Genomic DNA, 21,161 nt, shown 5'->3' on the forward strand with positions numbered 1-21,161 from the left:
CCTGCGGCTTCCCCCTCCGGCGAGGGGGAAGAAAGATTAAACATTACTGGCGTACCACCACCAGCTTCTGATTCACAAATTCTTTGATGCCTAAATCAGACAGCTCGCGACCGAACCCGGATCGTTTCACCCCGCCGAAAGGCAACTCAGCGGCGGTATCCGTCAGCCAGTTGATATAGACCATGCCGGTTTCAATGCGTGACGCCATCTGTTTGGCACGCTGAATGTTGCGGCTGAAGATGGCTCCGCCAAGGCCATAGTGTGAATCGTTAGCCAGGCGTACCGCTTCTTCATCATTATTCACCACATAAATTTGCGCCACCGGGCCAAAGAACTCGTCATAATAGGCCGGGTTGTCGCGCGTAATGTGCGTCAAAATCGTGGGTTCGAAGAAGTTGCCTTCGCTGTTCGCTGGTTTGCCGCCGAAGTGCAGTTTTGCCCCGTTTTGTACCGCTTCACTCACCTGTTTGCTCAATGTATTGAGCGCCTCTTTCGAGGAGAGCGGACCAAGTGTGGTGCTTTCATCCAGCGGGTCGCCCATTTTCACCTGCTGGAAAGCCTCGGTGAACTTACGCAGGAACTGATCGGCAATATCCTGATGAATAATAAAGCGTTTCGCGGCGGTACAGACCTGCCCGGCGTTCGCCAGACGCGCTTGCACACCAGTCTCAACCGCTTTTTCCAGATCCGCATCGTCCAGCACGATAAATACGTCGTTACCGCCAAGCTCCAGCGTCGATTTCTTGATGTGTTTCGCCGCCTGAGCCGCCACCGCGCTACCGGCTTTTTCCGATCCGGTCAACGCTGCACCTTGCACACGCGGATCGGCAATGATTGCCGAAACCTGATCGGACGAGATAAACAGGTTCGTCCACGCACCTTCCGGTGCGCCCGCTTCGCGCACCAGCTGCGCAAAGGTTTCTGCGCACTGCGGCACGATGCTGGCATGTTTACAGATAACCGGGTTACCGGCAGCCAGATTTGGTGCCAGTACACGCATCAACTGATAGTAAGGGAAGTTCCACGGTTCCACCGCCATGATCACGCCGATCGGATGATGCTCCACCCACGCCTCTCCCAGCGCCGTTTCATACTTAACGGGCGCCAGGAATTGTTTCGCGTTATCCGCGTAGTAACGGGCTATCTGCGCGCAAATCTTCACTTCGCTGCGGCTCTGCTCAATTAACTTGCCCATCTCCCGGCTGGCGATTTTCGCCAGTTCTTCCTGCTGGTTTTCCAGCAGATCGGCAAGTTTATGCAGTATCGGCAACCGCTGTTCAATATTTCCCCTGGACCAGGACGAGTGATACAGCGCATCGGCCTGACGTAACGCCACTTCGATATCGGCATCGCTATGATTGGGATACTCTTTAATGAGCTGGTTGTTAAAAGGATTCACTGTCTGGTAAGCCATATTTGTCTCCTTATTGACCGCTTAGGGTAATAAGGGTAGTAAAAACGACCGGGCCTGAAAGTAAAGTTGGGTATATACAGACGTTTCTGATACAGAAAATAAAAAGTAAATAGTGCTTTTATAAATGGCACTAACATTAAAGCTGCAGAAGCATTAGTTATAATAAAAAATGAACATCCTCACTTTATTTTTTCGGACTTCATTGCATTACTTTTCAGTCTATTTACATGTGGATTTTGACTTTATTTGCTGGTGTTTGGTACCTGTTTTGAGTGTGAATGCGTTGGCGCACATCCGCACCGCTAATCACAATCTCTATTGACAAGGAATAGCGACCATAACTGTTTTGCATTCTCTATGGTTTATGTTGAATCAGAAACACTCCTTTAAAAAAATAAATTTAACAGTCAGTTAAGTGACAACTTATCCAAAAAAAATTGTAATCTCCGGCAATTCGTTTAGTGGGTGACTGGCTGGAGAAAGCGGGTTTTAAAATCGATGCGAAGGTAGATATTAAGGTTACGAACGGCTGTATTACTATCGCCGCAAAATAATTCCCCCGGAGCATCTAATCGGGGCCCTGATTATATTGAGCAATATTATTCAAACAATCCAGTATCAGTGTCGATATCGGTAAATACCGTGACTCTCTATCTTTATTGATGCAATAAATTAAAAAAATAGCTACCACCGAAATGTTTTTCACGACTAACCAGCAAAAACACTCCACGTATCTGTTCTATGCTTTAAAAAGAGCCATTAACAGGAGGAAACATGAGTATTCGCGGCATCGATCATATTGGTATCACCGTTCCGGATATTGAAGAGGCGACCCGTTTTCTGATTGACGCGCTGGACGCGGAGCTGATTTATCAATCCGTCGCGCCAGAAGATAAGAATCTTGATAACGAGGCGCAGCAGCAGACGCTACGCCTGGCGCCAGGCACGACTATCAAAGCGATACGCATGTTTAAACTTCAGCACGGCCCCGGCATCGAACTCTTCGAAATGCACGGGCCAGACCAGCGCGAGCCGCTGCGGGCCAGCGATTTTGGTCTGCAACATTTTGCGGTCTACAGCGATGATATCGGCACTGCGCTGCAACGCTTTAATACAGCGGGCGGCGAGGTATTTACCACGCCGCAGCCGCTAGGTTTTTCCACGGAGGAAGGTGCAGGCAACTGTTTTTGCTATGGCCGCACGCCCTGGGGCAGCATCGTCGAGTTTATTACCTGGCCCACGCCGATGCCCTATGAACAGGAGACCACGCTGCGCCGCTGGAAGCCATGACTCAGCCCAGCACATCCTGCACGCAGGCTTTAAACACTTTCACGCCGAGCGCCAGCGCGTCGCGGTCAAAGTGCATCTCCGGGTGATGCAGACCCGGCATCAGGTTGGCACCGAGCCCCCAGAAACCGCCTTTCACCTGTGGGCGCAGGCGCAGGTAGTGGAAAAAGTCTTCGCTGCCGGGTGTCGATTTTGGTGCGGTCAGCCCCGCATCGCCAAACACGCTGCGAATCGCGCGGGAAACCACCTCAGTTGCCTCGTCATCAATGATCGCCGCAGGCATCTCTTTCAGAATGCGGATCTCAGCCCGTGCGCCGTATGCCGCCGCACTGCTTTCAATCGCGCGCAATACCTGCGGTTTTAACGCAGTCATGGCTTCATTTTCCGCCGCACGCAAATCCCAGCACACCAGTGCTTTATCAGGAATTGAGTTGGTCACCCCGGCGTCACAGAGAAAGCGCGTCGCTTTCGCGCTCCAGGTGAGCGATGGCGCAAGATGAATGCCGTTTACCGCCTGCACTGCGTGGGCGGCGGCGTCCAGCGCGTTTACGCCTAAGTGGGGCCGCGCCGCATGTGCCGCTTTGCCGTGGAACACCACTTCCACCGTGGCAGACGCCGAGTAATACATGGCTGGCACCGCCTGGCCCATCGGGCACTCTTCCAGCGGACGCAGGTGGAAACCAAGCAGCATGTCGACATCGTCCAGCACGCCAGCCTCCGTCAGCGCAATCGCCCCGGTACCCAGTTCCTCCGCGGGCTGGAAGATGAACTTCAGCTTGCCTTTTTTTACTACTCCTTCGGCGATCACTTCCTGCGCGGTGGTCAACACCACCGTGGAGTGCCCATCGTGCCCACAGGTGTGGCGCGCGACATGCTCACCGTCAATGATATGCCCGAGCGCATCCATATCGGCGCGTAGCGCCAGCACTGGCCCCGGTTTACCGCTGTCCAGCACCGCGACAATGCCGGTCGTGTTATTGACCTGGCGCATGACCTGATAGCCCGCCGCCTCCAGTACCCCGGCGATATAAGCAGAGGTTTTATACTCTTCGAACCCGAGTTCCGGGATCTGATGCAGGTAATTAAAATGCTCAAGTGTGCGTGACACGTCTTACTCCTTGGTACTCAGGCAATAACGCGCATAATCAGCATGGCGATTACGGCATTGAGAATGCTGACCGCCATCAGTAACGGCCAGTACTTCTTCGGCACATCGGCTACGCCCAACAGGCGGCCCATATACTGTAGCTGCGAACCCATTAAAAAGATGGCGGGCGCGAGAATAGTGATTTGCCCCATATCAAGCTGGCCTTTGCTCAGCAGGCTGACCGCCACGCCGGTTCCCGCAGAAGACGAAAGCCAGGCGGTGAGCAACACGGTAATCGCTTCCCCCGGCAGGCCGAACAGCCCCATTAACGGCGCGCAAAGATGGCCAATAATCTGCATCACGCCGAGTAAATTGAGCATTTCGGCGATTACGTAGGCCATTAATACATTCGGCATCAGATTATTAATGGCGATATTAAAACCTTTACGCGCACCAATAACGAAAATATCGAACGGATTACCAGAGACTTTTGCGGAATTATTCATTGTCGAAATCTCGCTTATAAACAGTGTTTAATGCCAGACGAACCACGGCTGCGCCCACGAATTTAAGGACAAACATTAAAACCAGCGGAACAATAATCGGGATGGTTAATGACGCGAACATCGCTGAGCCAATCGAAAAATAGTTATTGATTAAGCCCGCGCCGGAATATTGCCACGACCCCATAATCACCACGTCTTTACGGGTAATTTTATCGCTGTCGTATAATTCTTTGGTTAATGCCGCCCCGGCATCGGTACTTTGCAGGTCGGTAATCAGCGCCAGCCCCGTATAGCCCGGAATACCCAGCAGCGGTTTAAGCAAGGGTGTCAGCAATTTATGCGCCGCGCGGATCGCGCCGTAATGGGTAAAAATCTCCAGCAACCCCAGCGCCAGCATGACCGTTGGCACCAGCGACAGCGCGAACAGGAAACCGGCCTTCGCGCTGATGCCGCCGCTGCCGATAAAGGTGTTGGTTTCCGGTGTCTTCATCGTGCCGAACGTGCCGCCCAGCGTGGTGAAGTCAAACGCGCCCAGCCACGCCATCCCCTCGACTTTGAAAAAGAAGCCGGAAAAAACCAGCAGAACAATCACTAACGAAATCCAGGCGCCAGGCCCGACTTTCCACTCTTCCGCGTGCTCTTTCGCGGGTTGCTCCAGCGTTTTCGATTCACTCATAACATCTCTCTTTGAAATAATCAGATGACAATGACTTATTACTAAGCAGGATCCGTGCCTGAATAGCCCGACGCTAAAATAAAAACCTTTTACTGCGAATTATTACGCAACAAAAAACCTTCCCGTGAAATACCGAGAATTAAAAGCAAAGTAACTAAAAAATTATTTAATTAAGCATTAAGAACATCCTAATAAAATAATTTCTCACCGTTATCGGGCACCCTTTTGGTGCAGAAATGCAGATTCAGTTTTTCATTTTCTTTCACTCACAAAACAGGGCGGTTAATTTGATTATCACTATTCAATCTGGATGATAAATATCCGCTTATTGATGTTATTGTTGCTTTCAGGTCAACAGTTGAGAAGGAATGTGGCGAATGTTCCAGGACAAGCAGGTGGGTTATTTATATGAAGTGGGTAACCAGGGCGGGATCCGTCGCGCGGCGGATATCCTGGGTGTTAACCCGTCCGTGGTCAGCCGCCAGATCGCGCAACTGGAGCGTGCGCTACAACTTCCGTTGCTGGAGCGGCGCGGGCGTAACGTGGTATTAACCGAAGCGGGACGCCTGCTGGCGGAAGACTATTTTGCCAGCCGCCAGCGACGCGAAAAGCTGGAAAGCCAGTTAAAAGATCTGCGCCATATGCGCGGCGGCACCATCTCGGTGCGCATTGGCGGTGGGCTGATCACCGCCTTTATCGAAGGGGTAATGCGTGAGTTTGCCAAGTCGTACCCGCAGGTTTTTGTCGATATTGTGGTGGGCAGCATGCAGGAGATGCTCAATGACATCGTCAGCGGCGAAGCGGATATGGCGCTGGCCTTTGGCCCAATCGGTTCGCCGGAACTCAAGCGCCACAGCTTTCAGTGGGGGCCGATTTGCGCCGTGGTCTCGCCACAGCACCCTATCGCGCAGCGGCAAAGCATCACCATTGAAGAGCTGGTCGACTATCCATTAATAGCCCTGACGGAAAATTTCGGCCTGCAACGCCATATGAATGCCATGTTCAAAAGCCAGGGTTTGCAATTTCATCCGGCATATCGCTGTAATCAGTTCTCCACCGCGATGGGGCTAAGCCAGGCGGGGCTGGGCATCTCATTTATGACCGCTTATGCCGCCGCCGATCCCATTCGCCTTGGTGCGCTGGTCGCTGTACCGCTCGATCATCCTGTCGCCAGTAGCGCTCAGTGCCACCTGCTGCGCAGCTCCGATCGGCGTTTTACGCCAGCCTCCCACCATATGTGGCGGCTATTGCATAATGCCTTTCGCGATAAATAAAGGGGTGTGGTATACCAGAAAGCCGACCAGACGAGGCAAAACATGTCGATGACGCGCGATATACAGCAATCATTTTGCCGCCCGCAGGCATTACCCGGCGTTGAGCTGCGCAGCACCTGGCGTAGCCGGCAAGCCTATAAGCGCCATCGCCATGCTGAGCTTTCAATCGGAGCAATTGTTGAGGGGCAAACCCGCTGCCTCTGTAACGGGCAGGAATACCTGCTCCTGCCGGGCGATCTGATGGTCATTCCACCGCACGCGCCTCACAGTTGTAACCCCTTCGCCGGGCAACCACGCAGCTACCATATGCTCTACCTGCCGCATGAAAACAGCCAGCAGCAGGTCGTTCGCGACCCTGTGTTATTTCAGTTGTACATGCGTATCGTGGCGTTGATTGAGCGTGACGACTCGCCGCCATTACCCGCCGCACTCGATGCCCTGCTCAGCGCCTTACCTCGCGGTTCGCATCACTGTGCGCCGCTGCGGCCCGTAAGCCAGCAGGTGCTGGCGGCGTTAACCCACGATTTGCAGCAACCGCCCACGCTTGATGCGCTGGCCAGTGCTTTTTCCCTGCGCAAAGAGACGCTCATCCGTACCTTCAGGCAGGACACCGGCCTGACGCCGGGCAGCTTTTTGAATATCGCGCGCGTTGAGTTTGCCAAAAGCCGCCTGCGCGCGGGCGATCCCCTGGCGGATGTCGGCTACCAGAGCGGCTTTGCCGATCAGAGCCATTTCCACCGGACCTTTGTGAACTACACCGCTGCCACACCGCGCCAGTACGCGTTTGGCCGATCAATATCCGACAATAAATAGCGCCGACGCGCCGCTAAGGTGAACTTCACTTTTTTTGTGGAGGTCACTATGGCGTTGTTTCCCACCGCGTTTCCGGCACTGGCACTGGCGCACTTTGTCGCCCTGCTCAGCCCCGGCCCGGATTTCTTTCTGTTAATGGGGTTTGCGATCCGCTATCGCCTGCGCGGCAGCGCCGGGCTGTGCGCGGGCATCGCCGCAGGTAATGCGTTTTATATCCTGATAGTGATTATCGGGGCGAGCGCGCTGCGCCAGTTCACGGGGCTCTTTAGCGCCATTGAACTGCTGGGCGCGATCTATTTGTTGTGGATTGGCTGGCACCTGCTGCACAGCCGCGCGCAGACGCTTAGCGTCAATGAAACCCGTCAGCCGTGCCCGAGCCTGCGGAAACAGTTTTTACTCGGGCTTGGCTCCGCACTGCTCAATCCCAAAAACGCGCTGTTTTACCTTGCGCTGATGACCGCCCTGCTCGGCCCGGACGTCACGCTGCTCCAGCAGTCGGTGAGCGGCCTGTGGATGGTGATGGTCGTATTAGTGTGGGATCTGGCCGTGGTATCGCTGATTGGCCAGCCCGCCGTGCAAAAGCGGCTGAGGCAAAGTGTGTGGTGGATAGAGCGCGTCGCAGGCGCGGTGTTAATGGTGTTCGGGATGTCGATTTTGTGGAGCATGCTGCGTAATCTGCTTAGGATTTAACCTTTTGCAAGAACCCGGCGTTGGGTTATATGCTTAAACCATGAATAAATTCGCAGAACTTAAGCGCGCCAAGCGTCTGGCGCTGTCGTTGTTGCTGGTTGCGGCCGCGACGTTTATCACCACACTGTTCCTGCCGCCCAACTTCTGGGTAAGCGGGGTGAAAGCCATTGCCGAAGCGGCGATGGTCGGCGCGCTGGCGGACTGGTTCGCGGTGGTCGCGCTGTTTCACCGCGTGCCGTTCCCGTTTATTGCCCGCCATACGGCGATTATCCCGCGTAATAAAGAGCGGATCGGCGACAACCTCGGCCAGTTCGTGCAGGAAAAGTTTCTTGATACCCAATCGCTGGTCGCGTTAATTCATCGCCACCAGCCTGCGCAGATGATTGGCGTCTGGTTTAGCCAGCCCGAAAACGCCCAGCGAGTGGGCGTGCATCTGTTGCAGGTAATGAGCGGCTTTCTGGAGATGGCTGACGATAGCCGCATCCAGCGTCTGTTACGCCGCGCGGTGCACAAAGCCATCGACAAAGTGGATCTCACCGAAACCAGCGCGCTGCTACTGGAAAGCCTGACCCGCAATAATCGTCACCAGAAATTACTGGATACCGTCATTGCGCAATTGATCGCCCTGCTGCAACGGCAAAGTAGCCGCGATTTTATTGCCCGCCAGATTGTGCGCTGGCTGAAAACCGATCACCCGATGAAAGCGAAGATCCTGCCTACTGAATGGCTGGGCGAGCAGAGTGCCGACTGGGTTTCCGAGGCGGTCAATTCGCTGCTCGATGATGTCAATGCCGACAGCACGCATCAGATCCGCCAGGCTTTCGATCGCGCGACGATGAAGCTGATCGCCAGTCTGAAAAGCGATCCGGAAATGGCCGAGCGCGCAGAAAACATCAAAGAGTATTTGAAAAACGATGAGACGTTTAATCACTATGTCGGCGAAATGTGGGCGGATCTGCGTAACTGGATGAAAGCGGATATGAAGTCTGACGATTCGCGTATGCAAAAACGCATCACCGACGCGGGCCTGTGGTTCGGCGAAACGCTGCTGGCGGATGGCGCGCTGCGCGCCTCGTTAAATGAACATCTGGAACAAGCCGCGCACCGCGTGGCGCCTGAGTTCGCCGCGTTTCTCACCCGCCATATCAGCGACACGGTGAAAAGCTGGGACGCGCGGGATATGTCGCAGCAAATCGAGCTGAATATCGGCAAAGATCTGCAATTTATCCGCATCAACGGCACGCTCGTCGGTGGAACGATCGGCCTTATTCTCTATTTACTGTCGCAGTTGCCCGCGCTGCTGCACGTTAGCGCTTTCTAATTTGCCAGGAGAAACGATGGCCGACATTACCCTCACCACCAGCGAACGCGAGCAGTTACGCAAAAAATTGCAGACCTACTGTGAGCAGAATTTTGAGCTGGAACTGGAGCAGTTTGACGCCGAGTTCTTTATCGACTTCATTGCCGAACAGATTGGCCCGGCTTTTTATAACGCAGGCATCGACGAAGCGATTCGCACACACGCGCTCTATAGCGAGCGTATTCAGGAAGAGATGGATCTCAAAAAAATAATCTGACCTTGCTGAAAAGAGTTTTTCCCCTTTTCATCCGCCGGAGATCAATATCTCCACACTTTTTGCATGCCTATAATGCGGCCTCTTTTCAAACTCTCCCGTGTTACGGGGAAGGAAACTCATGTCGCTTATCACCGCCCTGCCAGATGTTTTTGAACAGTTTTCTGAAGCCCGCCAGAAAGGTTTTCTCACCGTGATGGATCTCAAAGAGCAAGGGATCCCGCTGGTTGGCACCTACTGCACCTTTATGCCACAAGAGATTGCCATGGCCGCCGGCGCGGTAGTGGTTTCCCTCTGTTCCACCAATGATGAAACCATTGAAGAGGCGGAAAAAGACCTGCCGCGCAACCTCTGTCCGCTGATCAAAAGCAGCTACGGCTTTGGCAAAACCGACAAATGCCCCTACTTCTACTTTTCCGATCTGGTGGTGGGTGAAACCACCTGCGACGGCAAAAAGAAAATGTATGAATACATGACGGAATTCAAAGCCGTCCATGTCATGCAGTTGCCGAACAGCGCAGCAGACGCCGCTTCCCGCGCGTTGTGGAAAGCCGAGATCCTGCGTTTACAGCAGGCGATTGAGCAACGTTTTGGTCAGCCGATTAGCGAAGCAGCGCTGCGCGAGGCCATCGCGCTGAAAAACCGCGAGCGCCAGGCGCTGGCGAATTTCTACCGCGTCGGGCAGCTCAATCCGCCGGCGATCAGCGGCGCGGATATTCTGAAAGTGGTGTATGGCGCGACCTTCCGCTTTGATAAATCGGCGCTGATCGATGAACTGAACACCACAGCGGCGCGGATCCGCGAGGAGTGGCAAGCAGGTAAACGGCTGGATCCTCGCCCGCGTATTTTAATCACCGGTTGCCCGATTGGCGGCGCGGCGGAAAAAGTGGTGCGCGCCATTGAAGAGAACGGCGGCTGGGTGGTGGGCTACGAAAACTGTACCGGCGCAAAAGCCACCGAGCGCTGCGTCGAGGAGAGCGGCGATGTTTACGACGCGCTGACCGACAAATATCTGGCAATCGGCTGCTCCTGTATATCCCCTAATGATGAGCGCCTGAAACTGCTCAGCCAGATGGTCGACGAATACCAGGCCGATGGCGTTATCGATGTGATTTTGCAGGCCTGCCACACCTACGCGGTGGAGTCGCTGGCGATCAAACGCCATGTCCGTCAGCAGCACAACATTCCCTATATGGCCATTGAAACGGATTATTCGACAGCGGATATCGGGCAGCTCAGCACCCGCGTCGCCGCGTTTATCGAGATGTTATAAGGAGCGGGCGTGACGTTTACCGTGGGTATTGATTCCGGCTCGACCACCACCAAAGGCATTTTGCTCCAGGGCGAGACGATTGTGCGGCGCTTCCTGTGCCCGACCTCGTTTCGCCCGGCGACATCAATTGTCGAGGCATGGGAAACCCTGTGCGAAGGGCTGGGTGAAAAACCCTTTCTGACGCTGACCGGTTACGGGCGGCAACTGGTCGATTTCGCCGATAAACAGGTTACCGAAATCTCCTGCCACGGCCTCGGCGCACGTTTGTTGCTCGCGCAAACACGTACGGTGATCGACATCGGCGGGCAGGACAGCAAAGTGATCGCGCTGGATGAACAGGGCAATCTCACCGATTTTCTGATGAATGACAAATGCGCCGCCGGAACCGGGCGTTTTCTGGACGTTATCTCGCGCACGCTGGGTACGCAGGTAGAGCACCTGGACGCCATCACCGACGGCGTGGAGCCGCATCCGCTAACCAGCATGTGTACGGTGTTTGCCGAATCCGAAGTGATCAGCCTGCGTTCGGCAGGTATCGCACCGGAAGCGATTCTCGCCGGGGTGATCAACGCCATGGCGCGCCGCAGTGCGCATTTCATCTCGCGGCTTTCCACGCAAGGGCCATTGCTGTTTACCGGCGGCGTCAGCCACTGCGCCACTTTTCGCCGCATGCTGGCCGGGCATCTGGCCAGCGATGTTTTTACGCATAACGACGCCCAGTACGCGGGCGCGCTGGGCGCGGCGTTAATCGGCCAGCGGCAGAGGAAACGCTAATGGCGGAATACCTATTGCTGTTCCACACCACACCCGGCGTGCTGCAAACGCGCAAAGCGATGCAGTCGGCGGGGATCGCTTTTCGCGTGCAGGATATTCCGCGCCAGCTCAAAGGCGGCTGCGGATTATGCATCCGTTTTCACAGCGAAGCGGATGTGGTCAATCAGTGGCTGATACCGAATGTCACCGAGGCGGTTTACCGCTGTGACGGTGACGAATTCACGCGAGTGGGATAACGAGCGGGCGCTGCAGACGACCTGTAAAACCGAGTCTGCACAGTGCCTTAGGCCCGATAACCACCGCATTTTTGGGCGCATTCCCGCTTACTGTTCCTCAATCACAAACCGTGTGGCGTCGAAGCGATTCAGGATCAGGTGTACCAGATAGATCATCGTTAGCGTCGCCAGCAGCGCCACCGTCACGGAAACGATGCGATAGAGATCGCTGAACACTAAATCCGTGTCCGGGTGCAGGTTCTGCCCAAACATGATGCCGATGGTGGTTACACTGGCAAAACCAACGCCTGCGCCAACTTTCTCCATCACATGCAGCCGCGCGCTGAACGCCAGCCCGAGGCCAATCAGCGGCATCATCAGCAGCATATGGCTACTGTGGTTGTAGAGGATCAACTGCACCAGCAGGATATAGAGACAGGCGAGCACCACACCGACCACGCGCCACACAGAACTCATTACCGCGCCGCGATAATGCATCGGGAACAGGATCAAGATCCCGGCCATCAGCGCGGATAACGAATCGCTGAGATCGCTCAGTTGAAAAACCACAAAGATCATCGTCGCCACAGTGCCGGAGAGCAGCGATTCGTGGCGCACTCGCGCGGCATTTTTCTCGATCATCGGCGGACGGGTGCGCGGCTCGACATCCGGGATCAGATAGTTCATCAGCGCACTCAGCGCCACCGCCATGATGCTGGCTTCAACATTGGAAAACAGCAGTGTGTGCCAGTCGCTTGAGGGGTAGCTCATAAAGTTGAGCATCGTACTCTGACAAACCACGCCCGCCGAGCCAAACAGAAACAGCGCACCTTTGCTCATAAAGCGAAAACGCATCACGTACAGCGCAAACACCACCAGTGTCATGATCACCGGCCAACGTGACAAATAGCCGATGATAAACACCATTTCGATGCAGTTAATCACCGCACTGAAGATGAACTGTTTCGCCACATGGCGGTTGAATACCGGCACCAGCGATAACAGCATCACCGGGTAGACCACGTAAAACACACCGTACTGGGTGTTATAAAAACTCGATACGCTGAGCGCTATCATCCCGGCAAAAACGATGCGCAGCGTCTGGCGAAAGTCATTCGCCGTGTAAACGATATTGCCGTGGGGCGTGAAAACCCGCGCCAGCGTATTAATAGACATAGTGCAACAGGCTCACGAGATGGATTTGCAGGCCCGAGAAGAAGCGCGCAAACACCCCTTCGCTGTTATACAACTGCACCGTGGCGCGCGCACCGGTCGGGAGTTCTTTCGGCAACGATTCATCCAGTGCGACGTGGATGCGCATACGCTGTGCGTCACGCACCCAGCGGTTAGAGGTTTGCGGCTCTGAAAGCTCGCCGTTCACCGCCTGTTGTCCGGCCAGTACCCCGGCATCGCTGCTGGTGACATGCGCTTTGAATACATGGCCCGGCAGCGCATCAAACACCACCGCCGCATCGGTGCCAACGCGCGTATGACGCAGGCTCTTCTCACGAAAATCCGCCACAATATCGGTTTTATCATGCACCAGCGCCAGTGCGGCATTTCCGGTCGCGGCATAAAATCCGGGGCTTAATTGCAGGTTACTTACGGTGCCATCTGCTTCGGCGCGAACCTGCGTCCAGCCCTGATTCAGTTGTGCCTGTTGGAGGGCATTGCGATATTTTTGCAGCGTCACGTTGCGGGCGTCATCGCGATCGCCGCGTTCAATATTTAGTGCATTAATCGAGGCATTCAGATTGTTCACCGACTGCACGCTGCTCTGCCAGGTGGTGCGCACTTTATCAAGGTCAGACTGCGAAACATTGTGAGTAGCACTCAGGTTCTGATAGCGCTCAAAGGTCATTCGATCGTTTTGCGCGGTAAGCTGCGCCGTCTTCAGGCTGGCCTGTGCGGCAACGATTTGCGCATCCCGTTGTTGATTGGTGAGCTTTGCTTGTGCCAGCGCGATTTGCGCGGCTTCCACCTGGTTGTTAAACGGCGTGGCATCCAGTTCGAACAGCAGATCGCCCTTCTTCACCTGGCTGTTATTTTGTACGTACACTTGCGCGACATAGCCGGAAACGCGGGCGGAAACCGGCGTGACCACGCGCATCACGGTGGAATCCGGGGTCAGCGGGATCCAGATATCGGCAACGATAAAATAGACAAACATCAGCAGGAAAGAGGCAATACTCACCCTTACCCAGCGGGCAAATTTTTGTTCTGGCGTCATGATTTTCTTATTCGGTTTGGTTGTCTTCTTCGCGCATCGTACGCAAATTACAGGCGATTTGATTCAATGTGTCGCTAAAGGCGAGCAGCTCTGCTGGCGGAATATTTTCCGCAGCCCGCAACTGGCAGGCTTCGATCACTTGCGTGATTTTACCCAGCATATGCGTCCCCCCGGCGGTGAGCGCCAGCAGGCGAATGCGCTTGTCGTACGGCGATGTCGTACGCACAATCAGCCCCTGTTTTTCCAGCTGTGTCAGCGTGCGCATCAGCGGCGGCAGCTCAATGCCCTGCACTTCCGCCAGTTCGCTGACGGAGACGTTATCCCCTAACTGGTGAAGCTGCATCAGTACCGTCCAGCCCGACTGCGTGATGCCCGTGTCGCTCAATGCGTGATCGATAGTGGCACGCCACTGACGCACAACCATCGCCATGCGCATACCCAGCGGTCGGCGGGCGAACAGCTCATCTTCAGTCATCGCGATCCCCTCGTTTCACAGGCGGGGTACGATAATAGTTATCAGGGTAAGTATCAAGAAACGGGGATGGCAAAGAGCATAGATTGCGAAAGCCTAATCAAAAAACACCATCCCCTTGTACGGTTTCTCACGACACGCCTTCAACCGCCGGGCAAGGTTGCCGACATGTGCTTCGAGCTTGTGCCCGTCGGGATCGAGGAAATACCAGGAGTCTCCTTCGCTTTTGTTCACTTTCCAGCTCACCACGCCAGCCTGCTCAAGGCGGGTGACAAAGCGGGCGAAATCGCGCTCATCAACGCTGAACGCATAATGGGTGTAGTCACTTTGTGTTGGCGGTACATACTGACGCTGCGCGTCGACAGATAAGCAGAGCCACAACTCACCGCAGGTGAGATAAGCGCCGTTATCCCAGCGCGCATGGAGTTTCAGACCAAGAAGTTGATGATAAAAATCGACGCTGCGGGCAAGGTCGCTAACCGCCAGGGTCAGGTGGTTAAGGCTGTTTAACATGCTTTGCACTCCGGCCTGAAAAAGAAAAACGCTGCACCTGGCAAAAGTGCTGAATGCAGCGTTTATCGGACTGCGAATTACTTCGCCTCTTTCACTTCCGAAACAAATTCCGGCAGATCCCATGTGCCCCCCGCGCGCACATAGCGGCACATGCCGGAGGTGGATTCGCTGCTCTTGCGGAAGGTTTCACCGTCCCAGACCCACTCTGCCGAAGCCCAGCAGTCGCCAATGCCGCGACCACGCTGGCCCAACGAGATCACGCCATCGCTGTAGTCAGACGCGGAGTTAGTTATAAATTGCGGCGTTCCCTTCAGCGCTTTATCCACCACCCAGTAGCCATAACCTTCGTTGTACGCCCCGCGCCAGCAAAGAGTGGAGATCAGTACCTGTTTGCCATCCAGCGGTGTCAGGGTAATGTCGTTATCACCGTCGATAACCGGTTCCTGCGGGGAGACAAGGCGGTCACACTCGTTACCGCTGGTGAGTGCCGCCAGCAAACGCGGTTTCAGCGCTGCGGTTTCGGCTTTGGTGAGCGTGCGATCTTCGCCGCCTTTCACTTCCACCGCCTGGATCACCGGTGCGGCAACCGCAGGCGTCACCGAACTCTCCGCTTTATCGCCCTTTTTACTCAGCGCGCCAGGTGTGCCCACGCGCCCTTGCACGTCATCAAATTTCAGCAACACGGCGTATGCGCCGTCGCTGGAGAGTACAAACGGTTTCGCGCCGCCTTTGAATTCAACTTTACCGCTACCTTTCACGGCATCGATCATGCTGCGCGCCTGCGCATCAGATAAACGCCAGCTATCGTTATCCTCGGTAGCGATCTCGCCCTGTGATTTACCATCGATCCACAGGCTGAGCGTTGCCTGTTGCGTGGTTTCATCGGCGTCCATTTCTGCCAGCACCACATCAACGGTCACCGGCGAGTCTGGACCGGCTTTTCGCGTAATCAACACCGAACCGCTGGACTCTTCTTCCGCGCTGTAACCTGCGGCACGGCAGGTCAGGGTGTTATCGCACACCACTTCCCAGTCTTTATGGTCAAACGAGACGCCGCTTTGCTCCGCCAGCACGGGCGCGCTTAGCGTTGCTGTCATCACCAGCGCCGCTTTGATACTGCTTTTCATGCCATCACTCCGTAATGAGAAATGCGCACAGTGTGCAGAAATTATGTGTCAGGGAGAAGTGTATTTTGGCGGGCGTGAAGAGAAAAAAGGCGAGAAAAAATTCTCGCCTCAAGGTCGCTAACAAACTTAATCCAGATTCAGTTCGCCGTAGGATTTCACCACGCGGGAAACGATGCCGTAATCAATGGCTTCTTTGGTGTTCATCCAGTAGTTACGGTCGGTATCCTGCTTCACTTTGTCCACCGGCTGGCCGGTCGCTTCAGCGATCATGCGGTTAACGCGCTCCAGCGTGCGGATGATCTCCTTCGCTTCGATTTCAATGTCGCTTGCCTGACCGCGAACGCCGCCCAGCGGTTGATGGATCATAAAGCGGGTGTTCGGCAGCGAATAACGGTGCTCTTTTTTCGCCGCCAGCAGGATGGTGATCCCGGCGCTTGCCACCCAACCGGTGCCGATGATGTGCACTTCCGGGGTGATGAATTTAATCATGTCATGAATGGTATCTGCCGCTTCAACATGACCGCCCTGGCTGTTGAGATAGATCTTAATCGGCGCATCGCTGATACCCTGCAACAGCAGTAACTGAGTGACTACTTTTTCTGTCAGCGCCTGGTTGATCTCGCCAGAGATAATGATCGAGCGGGCATCCAGCAGTTTTTGCTGCATCAGCTGCGAGACGTTACCGGTCTCTTTCTCTTTTTTCTCGTCGTCTTCGTTCATAAAGTGCATGCGCTTTCTCCCCTTCAGGTTGTGGAGCTAAGCATAGCCCAACGCCGGTTGGGCGGAAATAACAAGATGTTATCTCCGCGCGTTATCGCACTTATCACAGTTCACTGCGGCGTAACCCCAGGTCTTTTAGCTGCTCGTCGCTTAATGCGCGCAGTAGCCGCCGCGTTTTTACGCGCTCACGCAGCCGTTGCAGTTTGCGCCAGAGTAAAACAAACCCTAAAAACGGGCGGTTGGGTCGATTTTCAAAAAATTCCATGATGCTCTCCTCGCCTGAAAAGAGCTCTATCTTCGCCGTTCTCGCCCATTACAATACAGATTCAGAAATCACTTTTCTTTAACATACAGATCGCTTAAAACAAGGTCTGAATCGCGAATTTCACCCCAATCTGTACTGGTTCTTAAATCTGTATGGTGAATTTTAAGGATACAGCATGACACGCTACCAACATCTGGCCACGTTGCTGGCAGAACGCATTGAACAGGGATTGTATCGCCACGGCGAGAAACTGCCGTCAGTGCGCAGCCTGAGTCAGGAGCACGGCGTGAGTATCAGCACCGTGCAGCAGGCTTACCAGGTGCTGGAAAGCCTGCAACTGATAACGCCTCAGCCGCGTTCCGGCTACTTTGTTGCGCCGCGAAAGGCAAAACCGCCGGTGCCCGCGATGTCGCGCCCGGTACAACGGCCGGTGGAAGTCACGCAGTGGGATGAAGTGCTGACGCTGCTCGACGCACGCACCGATAAAGCGATTGCTGCGTTTGGTGGCGGCGCGCCGGATATCACCCAGCCCACGCTTAAACCGCTGTGGCGCGAGATGAGCCGTATCGCCCAGCACCAGGTGATGGAGGCGTTAAGCTACGACACGCTGCCGGGTCGCCTTGAACTGCGTGAACAAATCGCCCGGCTGATGCTGGACGGCGGCGCATCGGTCAGCGCCGACGATATTGTCATCGCCAGCGGTTGCCATCCGGCGCTGGCGCTCGCCTTGCTGGCGGTGTGCCAGCCGGGGGATATTGTCGCCGTTGAATCCCCCTCGTATTACGGCACGATGCAGTTGCTGCGTGGTTTGGATATTAAAGCCATTGAAATTCCGACCGATCCCGAAACCGGCATCAGCGTGGAAGCCCTGGAGCTGGCGCTGGAACAGTGGCCCATTAAGGGCGTGATTCTGGTGCCGAACTGCAATAACCCGCTCGGCTTTATCATGCCGGACGCGCGGAAAAAGGCCGTGCTGGCGCTGGCGCAGCGCCACGACATCGTGATTTTTGAAGACGATATTTACGGCGAGCTGGCAGCCGAATACCCGCGTCCCAGCACGATAAAATCCTATGATATTGATGGCCGCGTGCTGCTGTGCAGCTCTATCACCAAAACCGTGGCGCCGGGACTGCGCGTCGGCTGGATTGCGCCAGGGCGTTATCTGGATCGGGTGCTGCATAAAAAGTATGCCGCCATCGGCACCAATGTGCCGGGAACACAACTGGCGGTTGCGGCGTTTATTCGCGACGGTCACTACCATCGGCATGTGCGGCGTATGCGCCAGGTTTATCAGCAGCAACTGGAAACTTACACCTGCTGGGTACGCCAGTATTTTCCCTGCGGTATCTGCGTGACACGCCCGCAAGGCGGTTATTTACTGTGGGTCGAGTTGCCGGAAACCGTCGATATGGTCTGTGTTTCCCGCGCGCTGTGCCGCCTGAAAATCCAGATTGCGCCCGGCTCGTTATTTTCCGCGTCTGGCAAGTACCGTAACTGCCTGCGTCTGAATTGCGCCCTGCCGCTGACCGACGCCAATCGCGAGGTGATCAAACAGTTGGGCGAGGCAATTCATAACGCGCTGGAGGCGTGAATTCAGAGCACGCGTTTGCCTGTCAGGATACGGCGTGCGCCGAGGTAGTGATCCTGCCAATAGTCATCAAGAAAATGGCTAATACGGATATTTAACCCGCGGCGCGGCGCTTCGATAAAGCGGTTATGCCCCAGATAGACACCGACATGATCGACCGGACCGCGTAATTTGCTGCGAAAGAACAGCAAATCGCCCTGGCGCAAGTTCGCGGTTTTTACCCGCATCAAGCGCTTGTCATGGAACATGGCTTTAGTGGTGCGGGGTAATTTATTACTCAGCACTTTGTTGTAGGCATAGAACACCAGCCCACTACAGTCGAAACCGCGCGCTGGCGAGACGCCGCCATAGACATAAGGTTTACCCAACTGTTTTTTAAGGTGCTGCACAACCTTGTCAACTTTTGACTTACGCGTCGCCGCCAGTGTCTCTTCATGGGTGATCTTGCGCTGTTCGGCAAGCATTGTTGGCCCCTGTGTACGGCTAACCGGTTTAGACTGCGCGCAACCGGTCAGGAACACAGAAAGCAAAATAAGAAAAAAAAGCCCCAAAAACCCGCGGAGCACGCTCTGCCTGGGGGCAACGATGGATGATACAGTTAAATATTTCACAATATTAATACTAATAAAAATAAAGGGTTAAAATCTTAAATACATTTTTCATTCCTTAGCGGAAGGAGAAACGTACTTATTCGTCAAAAAACGCCCGTAACTTTTGCACTATTACTTTATTAAGCTGACAAATACGGGCTTCTGTCAGTCCAAGCATTGAGGCAATCTCTTTCAGACTTAATTCATGGTGGTAATACAACCCCAGAATCGTCTGTTCACGCCGGGTCAGGCTTGCTATCGCGCTTTTTAGTGCGCGGCTATTCACGACTTCCGCTTCAAGCGGGCGGCTTTCCAGCGCGTGGGAATGGAGATCGTTATCCAGGCTCTCCAGCTCACTGGCGGAGTCGAGTAATAAATAGTGCTGATACTCCTCTGGTGTAATAGAAAGCCGTTCGCTTAATTCATTAAAATTCGGCACATAGCCAAGCTCACGCGCCAGCTCACGAATGGCGTCGTTGAGCTTGTACATCTTTTGGCGCAGCCGCCGTGGACGCCAGTCCTGCTGGCGTAGCTCGTCAAGAATTGCCCCACGAATGCGCTGGATGGCGTAACCGGCAAATTGCGCATCCGGTTGTCCATAACGACGCAATGAAAAGAGCAAACCCGTCAGGGCGACTTGCCGCATATCGTCTTTATCCATGACGCTGCTGGTCTGCCAGGCGAATTGTTTCACCACTTTATGCACCAGCGGCAAATAATCGCGGACATAGCGCGCTTCATCGGGAAACGTTACCGTTTCAGAGGAAATTACACTCATCATTATTAAATGGCGCAGACTAGATTTATTACATAAAAACAGACGGATGCTGCTTTTGCATTCTTTAGGCTGACGTTTCTCATTAGTTCAATGGGTAAAAAGATTAATTAAATAAACAACAATAAATTAACATCACATAATCACAATAAGCGGGACTGCACGGCTTCCCACCTTAACTGGTGTAAAAAGATACATCACATCCCCTATTCTTAATTCCCCGAAAAGCGGCAATTAATGAATTTGCGTGTAATTCATCTATCGCACAGTAGTATTATTAATATCTCATATGGAATGATTACTGGGGCCAGAAGATTTGCTCACGCGCCTTCACGTTAATTAATTCTCAATTACAGTACATAACCTTAATAATCACTTGTTCCATGATGGAGCTACTTGAAATTCGTTATGAAAAAACATTGTTGTGCCATTAACAATTGGATAATTGATTTGCCTTCCGGCTCAATTATTCATTTAGTCACCGGAGAACATAAGCGGCTGGGCGCGTATCAGCTTAAACTGCTGGATCTGTTGCAACAGAACCCGGGTAAGGTTTTTACACGGGAAGAGCTGACCAACCAGGTCTGGGAGGGGCGGGTTATCGGTAATAACAGCCTGCCAAACGCAATTCACGCCCTGCGCGCGGCGCTGGAAGATGACGGCAAACAGCAACGCATTATTCGCACCGTGCCTAAACGGGGCTATGTACTGGATGCAGAATATTGCCAGCAGGTTGAAAGCCCACAAGAAGATATTTCATTAAATAATGAGAAATCTCTCACAGAAGTGAGCGCCGCCAATACGCAGCCGCTCTCTTCTGACGTGATTTATGAAACGCCTGAGCAATCAACACGCTATCCCCGGGGAGCCTTCGTATCGCTATTGCTGGTGGCAGTACTTTTTATCGCCTTTATCGGTTATTTGACAATCGATCGCGGTCAGACGATGAAAGCTGAAGAACTGGCGAAAAACGCGTATAGCAATATTCGTCTGTATACGCTTGTTGAACCTGGCGAACGTCTGCAGGATCAAGCCACGGTCTACAACCGGCTCAAAGACACCTATCACCTTTTAAATGAGCAGATAAAAAAGAAATCCATCAACCTGAGCATCTATTCACGAAGTAATAACCAAACGCTGAACTTTACCCTGCGCTTACACAGCACCTGTGGGCAGAATATTCTGGCGATGCAGATCTACCAGTGGCGGGCCAATTTAGCTTCGCTTAATGAATTGATACTTGAAGAAACGCGGAGAAAACTCGATGAAATGGTGCCTTGCAAGACCGCATAAGTACG

General features: G+C 54.0%; 25 protein-coding genes. 12 read left to right on the forward strand and 13 right to left on the reverse strand.

The annotated features are described in order from the left end of the window. Window positions 1-43: 43 nt before the first annotated feature. On the reverse strand, window positions 44-1,414 hold the full coding sequence (locus RT644_RS18860) for an NAD-dependent succinate-semialdehyde dehydrogenase (RefSeq protein WP_313627592.1): 1,371 nt from the start codon (window positions 1,412-1,414) through the stop codon (window positions 44-46). Window positions 1,415-1,866: 452 nt separating this feature from the next. Here RT644_RS18860 and RT644_RS18865 point away from each other — a divergent pair, with 452 nt between their 5' ends. Together RT644_RS18865 and RT644_RS18870 are read left to right on the forward strand one after the other, a co-directional pair. Continuing rightward, window positions 1,867-1,968, forward strand: a complete 102-nt coding sequence (locus RT644_RS18865) for a SymE family type I addiction module toxin (protein WP_409521888.1) — start codon at window positions 1,867-1,869, stop codon at window positions 1,966-1,968. A 220-nt stretch (window positions 1,969-2,188) separates the two neighbouring features. Beyond that, entirely contained in the window at window positions 2,189-2,704 is a 516-nt protein-coding gene (locus tag RT644_RS18870) for a VOC family protein (RefSeq protein WP_313627596.1), read from the forward strand. Between the two features lies 1 nt (window position 2,705). On the opposite strand, the gene RT644_RS18875 is transcribed toward RT644_RS18870, so the two are convergent. The 3 genes from RT644_RS18875 to RT644_RS18885 are packed head-to-tail and all read right to left on the reverse strand — an operon-like array spanning window position 2,706 to window position 4,970. Next, a complete protein-coding gene (locus RT644_RS18875) occupies window positions 2,706-3,809 on the reverse strand; it encodes a M20 peptidase aminoacylase family protein (protein ID WP_313627598.1) in 1,104 nt (367 codons plus the stop codon). A 17-nt stretch (window positions 3,810-3,826) separates the two neighbouring features. Beyond that, entirely contained in the window at window positions 3,827-4,294 is a 468-nt protein-coding gene (locus tag RT644_RS18880; RefSeq protein ID WP_020456432.1) for a YjiG family protein, read from the reverse strand. Beyond that, window positions 4,287-4,970: a nucleoside recognition domain-containing protein gene (locus tag RT644_RS18885; RefSeq protein WP_020456431.1), complete on the reverse strand. Its 684-nt coding sequence runs from the start codon at window positions 4,968-4,970 to the stop codon at window positions 4,287-4,289. The genes RT644_RS18880 and RT644_RS18885 overlap by 8 nt, the downstream gene beginning before the upstream one ends. Window positions 4,971-5,347: 377 nt before the next feature. Here RT644_RS18885 and RT644_RS18890 point away from each other — a divergent pair, with 377 nt between their 5' ends. The 8 genes from RT644_RS18890 to RT644_RS18925 all read left to right on the forward strand — a co-directional run bounded on the left by RT644_RS18890 (window position 5,348) and on the right by RT644_RS18925 (window position 11,604). Continuing rightward, window positions 5,348-6,244 (forward strand): LysR family transcriptional regulator, encoded by an 897-nt coding sequence (locus RT644_RS18890; protein WP_313627602.1) that lies wholly within the window; start codon window positions 5,348-5,350, stop codon window positions 6,242-6,244. 42 nt (window positions 6,245-6,286) lie between these two features. Beyond that, on the forward strand, window positions 6,287-7,057 hold the full coding sequence (locus tag RT644_RS18895) for an AraC family transcriptional regulator (protein WP_313627604.1): 771 nt from the start codon (window positions 6,287-6,289) through the stop codon (window positions 7,055-7,057). Window positions 7,058-7,105: 48 nt separating this feature from the next. Further along, window positions 7,106-7,747: a LysE family translocator gene (locus RT644_RS18900; RefSeq protein ID WP_313627606.1), complete on the forward strand. Its 642-nt coding sequence runs from the start codon at window positions 7,106-7,108 to the stop codon at window positions 7,745-7,747. A gap of 40 nt (window positions 7,748-7,787) precedes the next feature. Further along, window positions 7,788-9,068 (forward strand): DUF445 domain-containing protein, encoded by a 1,281-nt coding sequence (locus tag RT644_RS18905; RefSeq protein WP_313627608.1) that lies wholly within the window; start codon window positions 7,788-7,790, stop codon window positions 9,066-9,068. Window positions 9,069-9,084: 16 nt separating this feature from the next. After that, entirely contained in the window at window positions 9,085-9,324 is a 240-nt protein-coding gene (locus RT644_RS18910; protein ID WP_020456426.1) for a DUF2164 domain-containing protein, read from the forward strand. A gap of 118 nt (window positions 9,325-9,442) precedes the next feature. Continuing rightward, the gene (locus tag RT644_RS18915; RefSeq protein ID WP_045510121.1) at window positions 9,443-10,594 is read left to right on the forward strand and encodes a double-cubane-cluster-containing anaerobic reductase; all 1,152 of its coding nucleotides are present in this window, start codon (window positions 9,443-9,445) and stop codon (window positions 10,592-10,594) included. A 9-nt stretch (window positions 10,595-10,603) separates the two neighbouring features. Continuing rightward, window positions 10,604-11,368, forward strand: coding sequence for a putative 2-hydroxyacyl-CoA dehydratase activator YjiL (yjiL, locus tag RT644_RS18920; RefSeq protein WP_020456424.1), 765 nt, complete (start codon window positions 10,604-10,606; stop codon window positions 11,366-11,368). Further along, a complete protein-coding gene (locus RT644_RS18925; protein WP_045510128.1) occupies window positions 11,368-11,604 on the forward strand; it encodes a DUF3343 domain-containing protein in 237 nt (78 codons plus the stop codon). Before yjiL ends, RT644_RS18925 begins: the two co-directional genes overlap by 1 nt. A gap of 87 nt (window positions 11,605-11,691) precedes the next feature. Here the strand turns inward: RT644_RS18925 and RT644_RS18930 are convergent, their stop codons facing one another. The 7 genes from RT644_RS18930 to RT644_RS18960 all read right to left on the reverse strand — a co-directional run bounded on the left by RT644_RS18930 (window position 11,692) and on the right by RT644_RS18960 (window position 16,910). After that, window positions 11,692-12,759, reverse strand: a complete 1,068-nt coding sequence (locus RT644_RS18930) for a DUF2955 domain-containing protein (RefSeq protein ID WP_313627612.1) — start codon at window positions 12,757-12,759, stop codon at window positions 11,692-11,694. Beyond that, entirely contained in the window at window positions 12,749-13,816 is a 1,068-nt protein-coding gene (locus tag RT644_RS18935; protein ID WP_313627731.1) for an HlyD family secretion protein, read from the reverse strand. The genes RT644_RS18930 and RT644_RS18935 overlap by 11 nt, the downstream gene beginning before the upstream one ends. Before the next feature lie 4 nt (window positions 13,817-13,820). Continuing rightward, on the reverse strand, window positions 13,821-14,288 hold the full coding sequence (locus RT644_RS18940; RefSeq protein WP_020456420.1) for a MarR family transcriptional regulator: 468 nt from the start codon (window positions 14,286-14,288) through the stop codon (window positions 13,821-13,823). A 93-nt stretch (window positions 14,289-14,381) separates the two neighbouring features. After that, window positions 14,382-14,798 (reverse strand): FosA family fosfomycin resistance glutathione transferase, encoded by a 417-nt coding sequence (locus tag RT644_RS18945; protein ID WP_160271229.1) that lies wholly within the window; start codon window positions 14,796-14,798, stop codon window positions 14,382-14,384. A 77-nt stretch (window positions 14,799-14,875) separates the two neighbouring features. After that, entirely contained in the window at window positions 14,876-15,925 is a 1,050-nt protein-coding gene (locus RT644_RS18950; RefSeq protein WP_313627614.1) for a DUF1176 domain-containing protein, read from the reverse strand. A 126-nt stretch (window positions 15,926-16,051) separates the two neighbouring features. Further along, a complete protein-coding gene (locus RT644_RS18955) occupies window positions 16,052-16,645 on the reverse strand; it encodes an ATP-dependent Clp protease proteolytic subunit (protein WP_370447804.1) in 594 nt (197 codons plus the stop codon). Between the two features lie 103 nt (window positions 16,646-16,748). Beyond that, a complete protein-coding gene (locus RT644_RS18960; RefSeq protein ID WP_020456415.1) occupies window positions 16,749-16,910 on the reverse strand; it encodes a DUF1127 domain-containing protein in 162 nt (53 codons plus the stop codon). A 175-nt stretch (window positions 16,911-17,085) separates the two neighbouring features. Here RT644_RS18960 and RT644_RS18965 point away from each other — a divergent pair, with 175 nt between their 5' ends. Continuing rightward, window positions 17,086-18,501: a PLP-dependent aminotransferase family protein gene (locus tag RT644_RS18965; RefSeq protein WP_020456414.1), complete on the forward strand. Its 1,416-nt coding sequence runs from the start codon at window positions 17,086-17,088 to the stop codon at window positions 18,499-18,501. Window positions 18,502-18,503: 2 nt separating this feature from the next. Here the strand turns inward: RT644_RS18965 and RT644_RS18970 are convergent, their stop codons facing one another. Then, window positions 18,504-18,962, reverse strand: coding sequence for a C40 family peptidase (locus RT644_RS18970; protein ID WP_020456413.1), 459 nt, complete (start codon window positions 18,960-18,962; stop codon window positions 18,504-18,506). Window positions 18,963-19,185: 223 nt separating this feature from the next. Then, the gene (locus RT644_RS18975) at window positions 19,186-19,869 is read right to left on the reverse strand and encodes a FliA/WhiG family RNA polymerase sigma factor (protein WP_020456412.1); all 684 of its coding nucleotides are present in this window, start codon (window positions 19,867-19,869) and stop codon (window positions 19,186-19,188) included. A gap of 402 nt (window positions 19,870-20,271) precedes the next feature. On the opposite strand from RT644_RS18975, the gene RT644_RS18980 reads away from it, so the two are divergent. Next, window positions 20,272-21,156: a winged helix-turn-helix domain-containing protein gene (locus RT644_RS18980; RefSeq protein ID WP_313627617.1), complete on the forward strand. Its 885-nt coding sequence runs from the start codon at window positions 20,272-20,274 to the stop codon at window positions 21,154-21,156. The last annotated feature ends 5 nt before the right edge of the window (window positions 21,157-21,161 follow it).

This window comes from Kosakonia sp. (genome assembly GCF_032104925.1).
Classification (GTDB): Bacteria; Pseudomonadota; Gammaproteobacteria; order Enterobacterales; family Enterobacteriaceae; genus Kosakonia.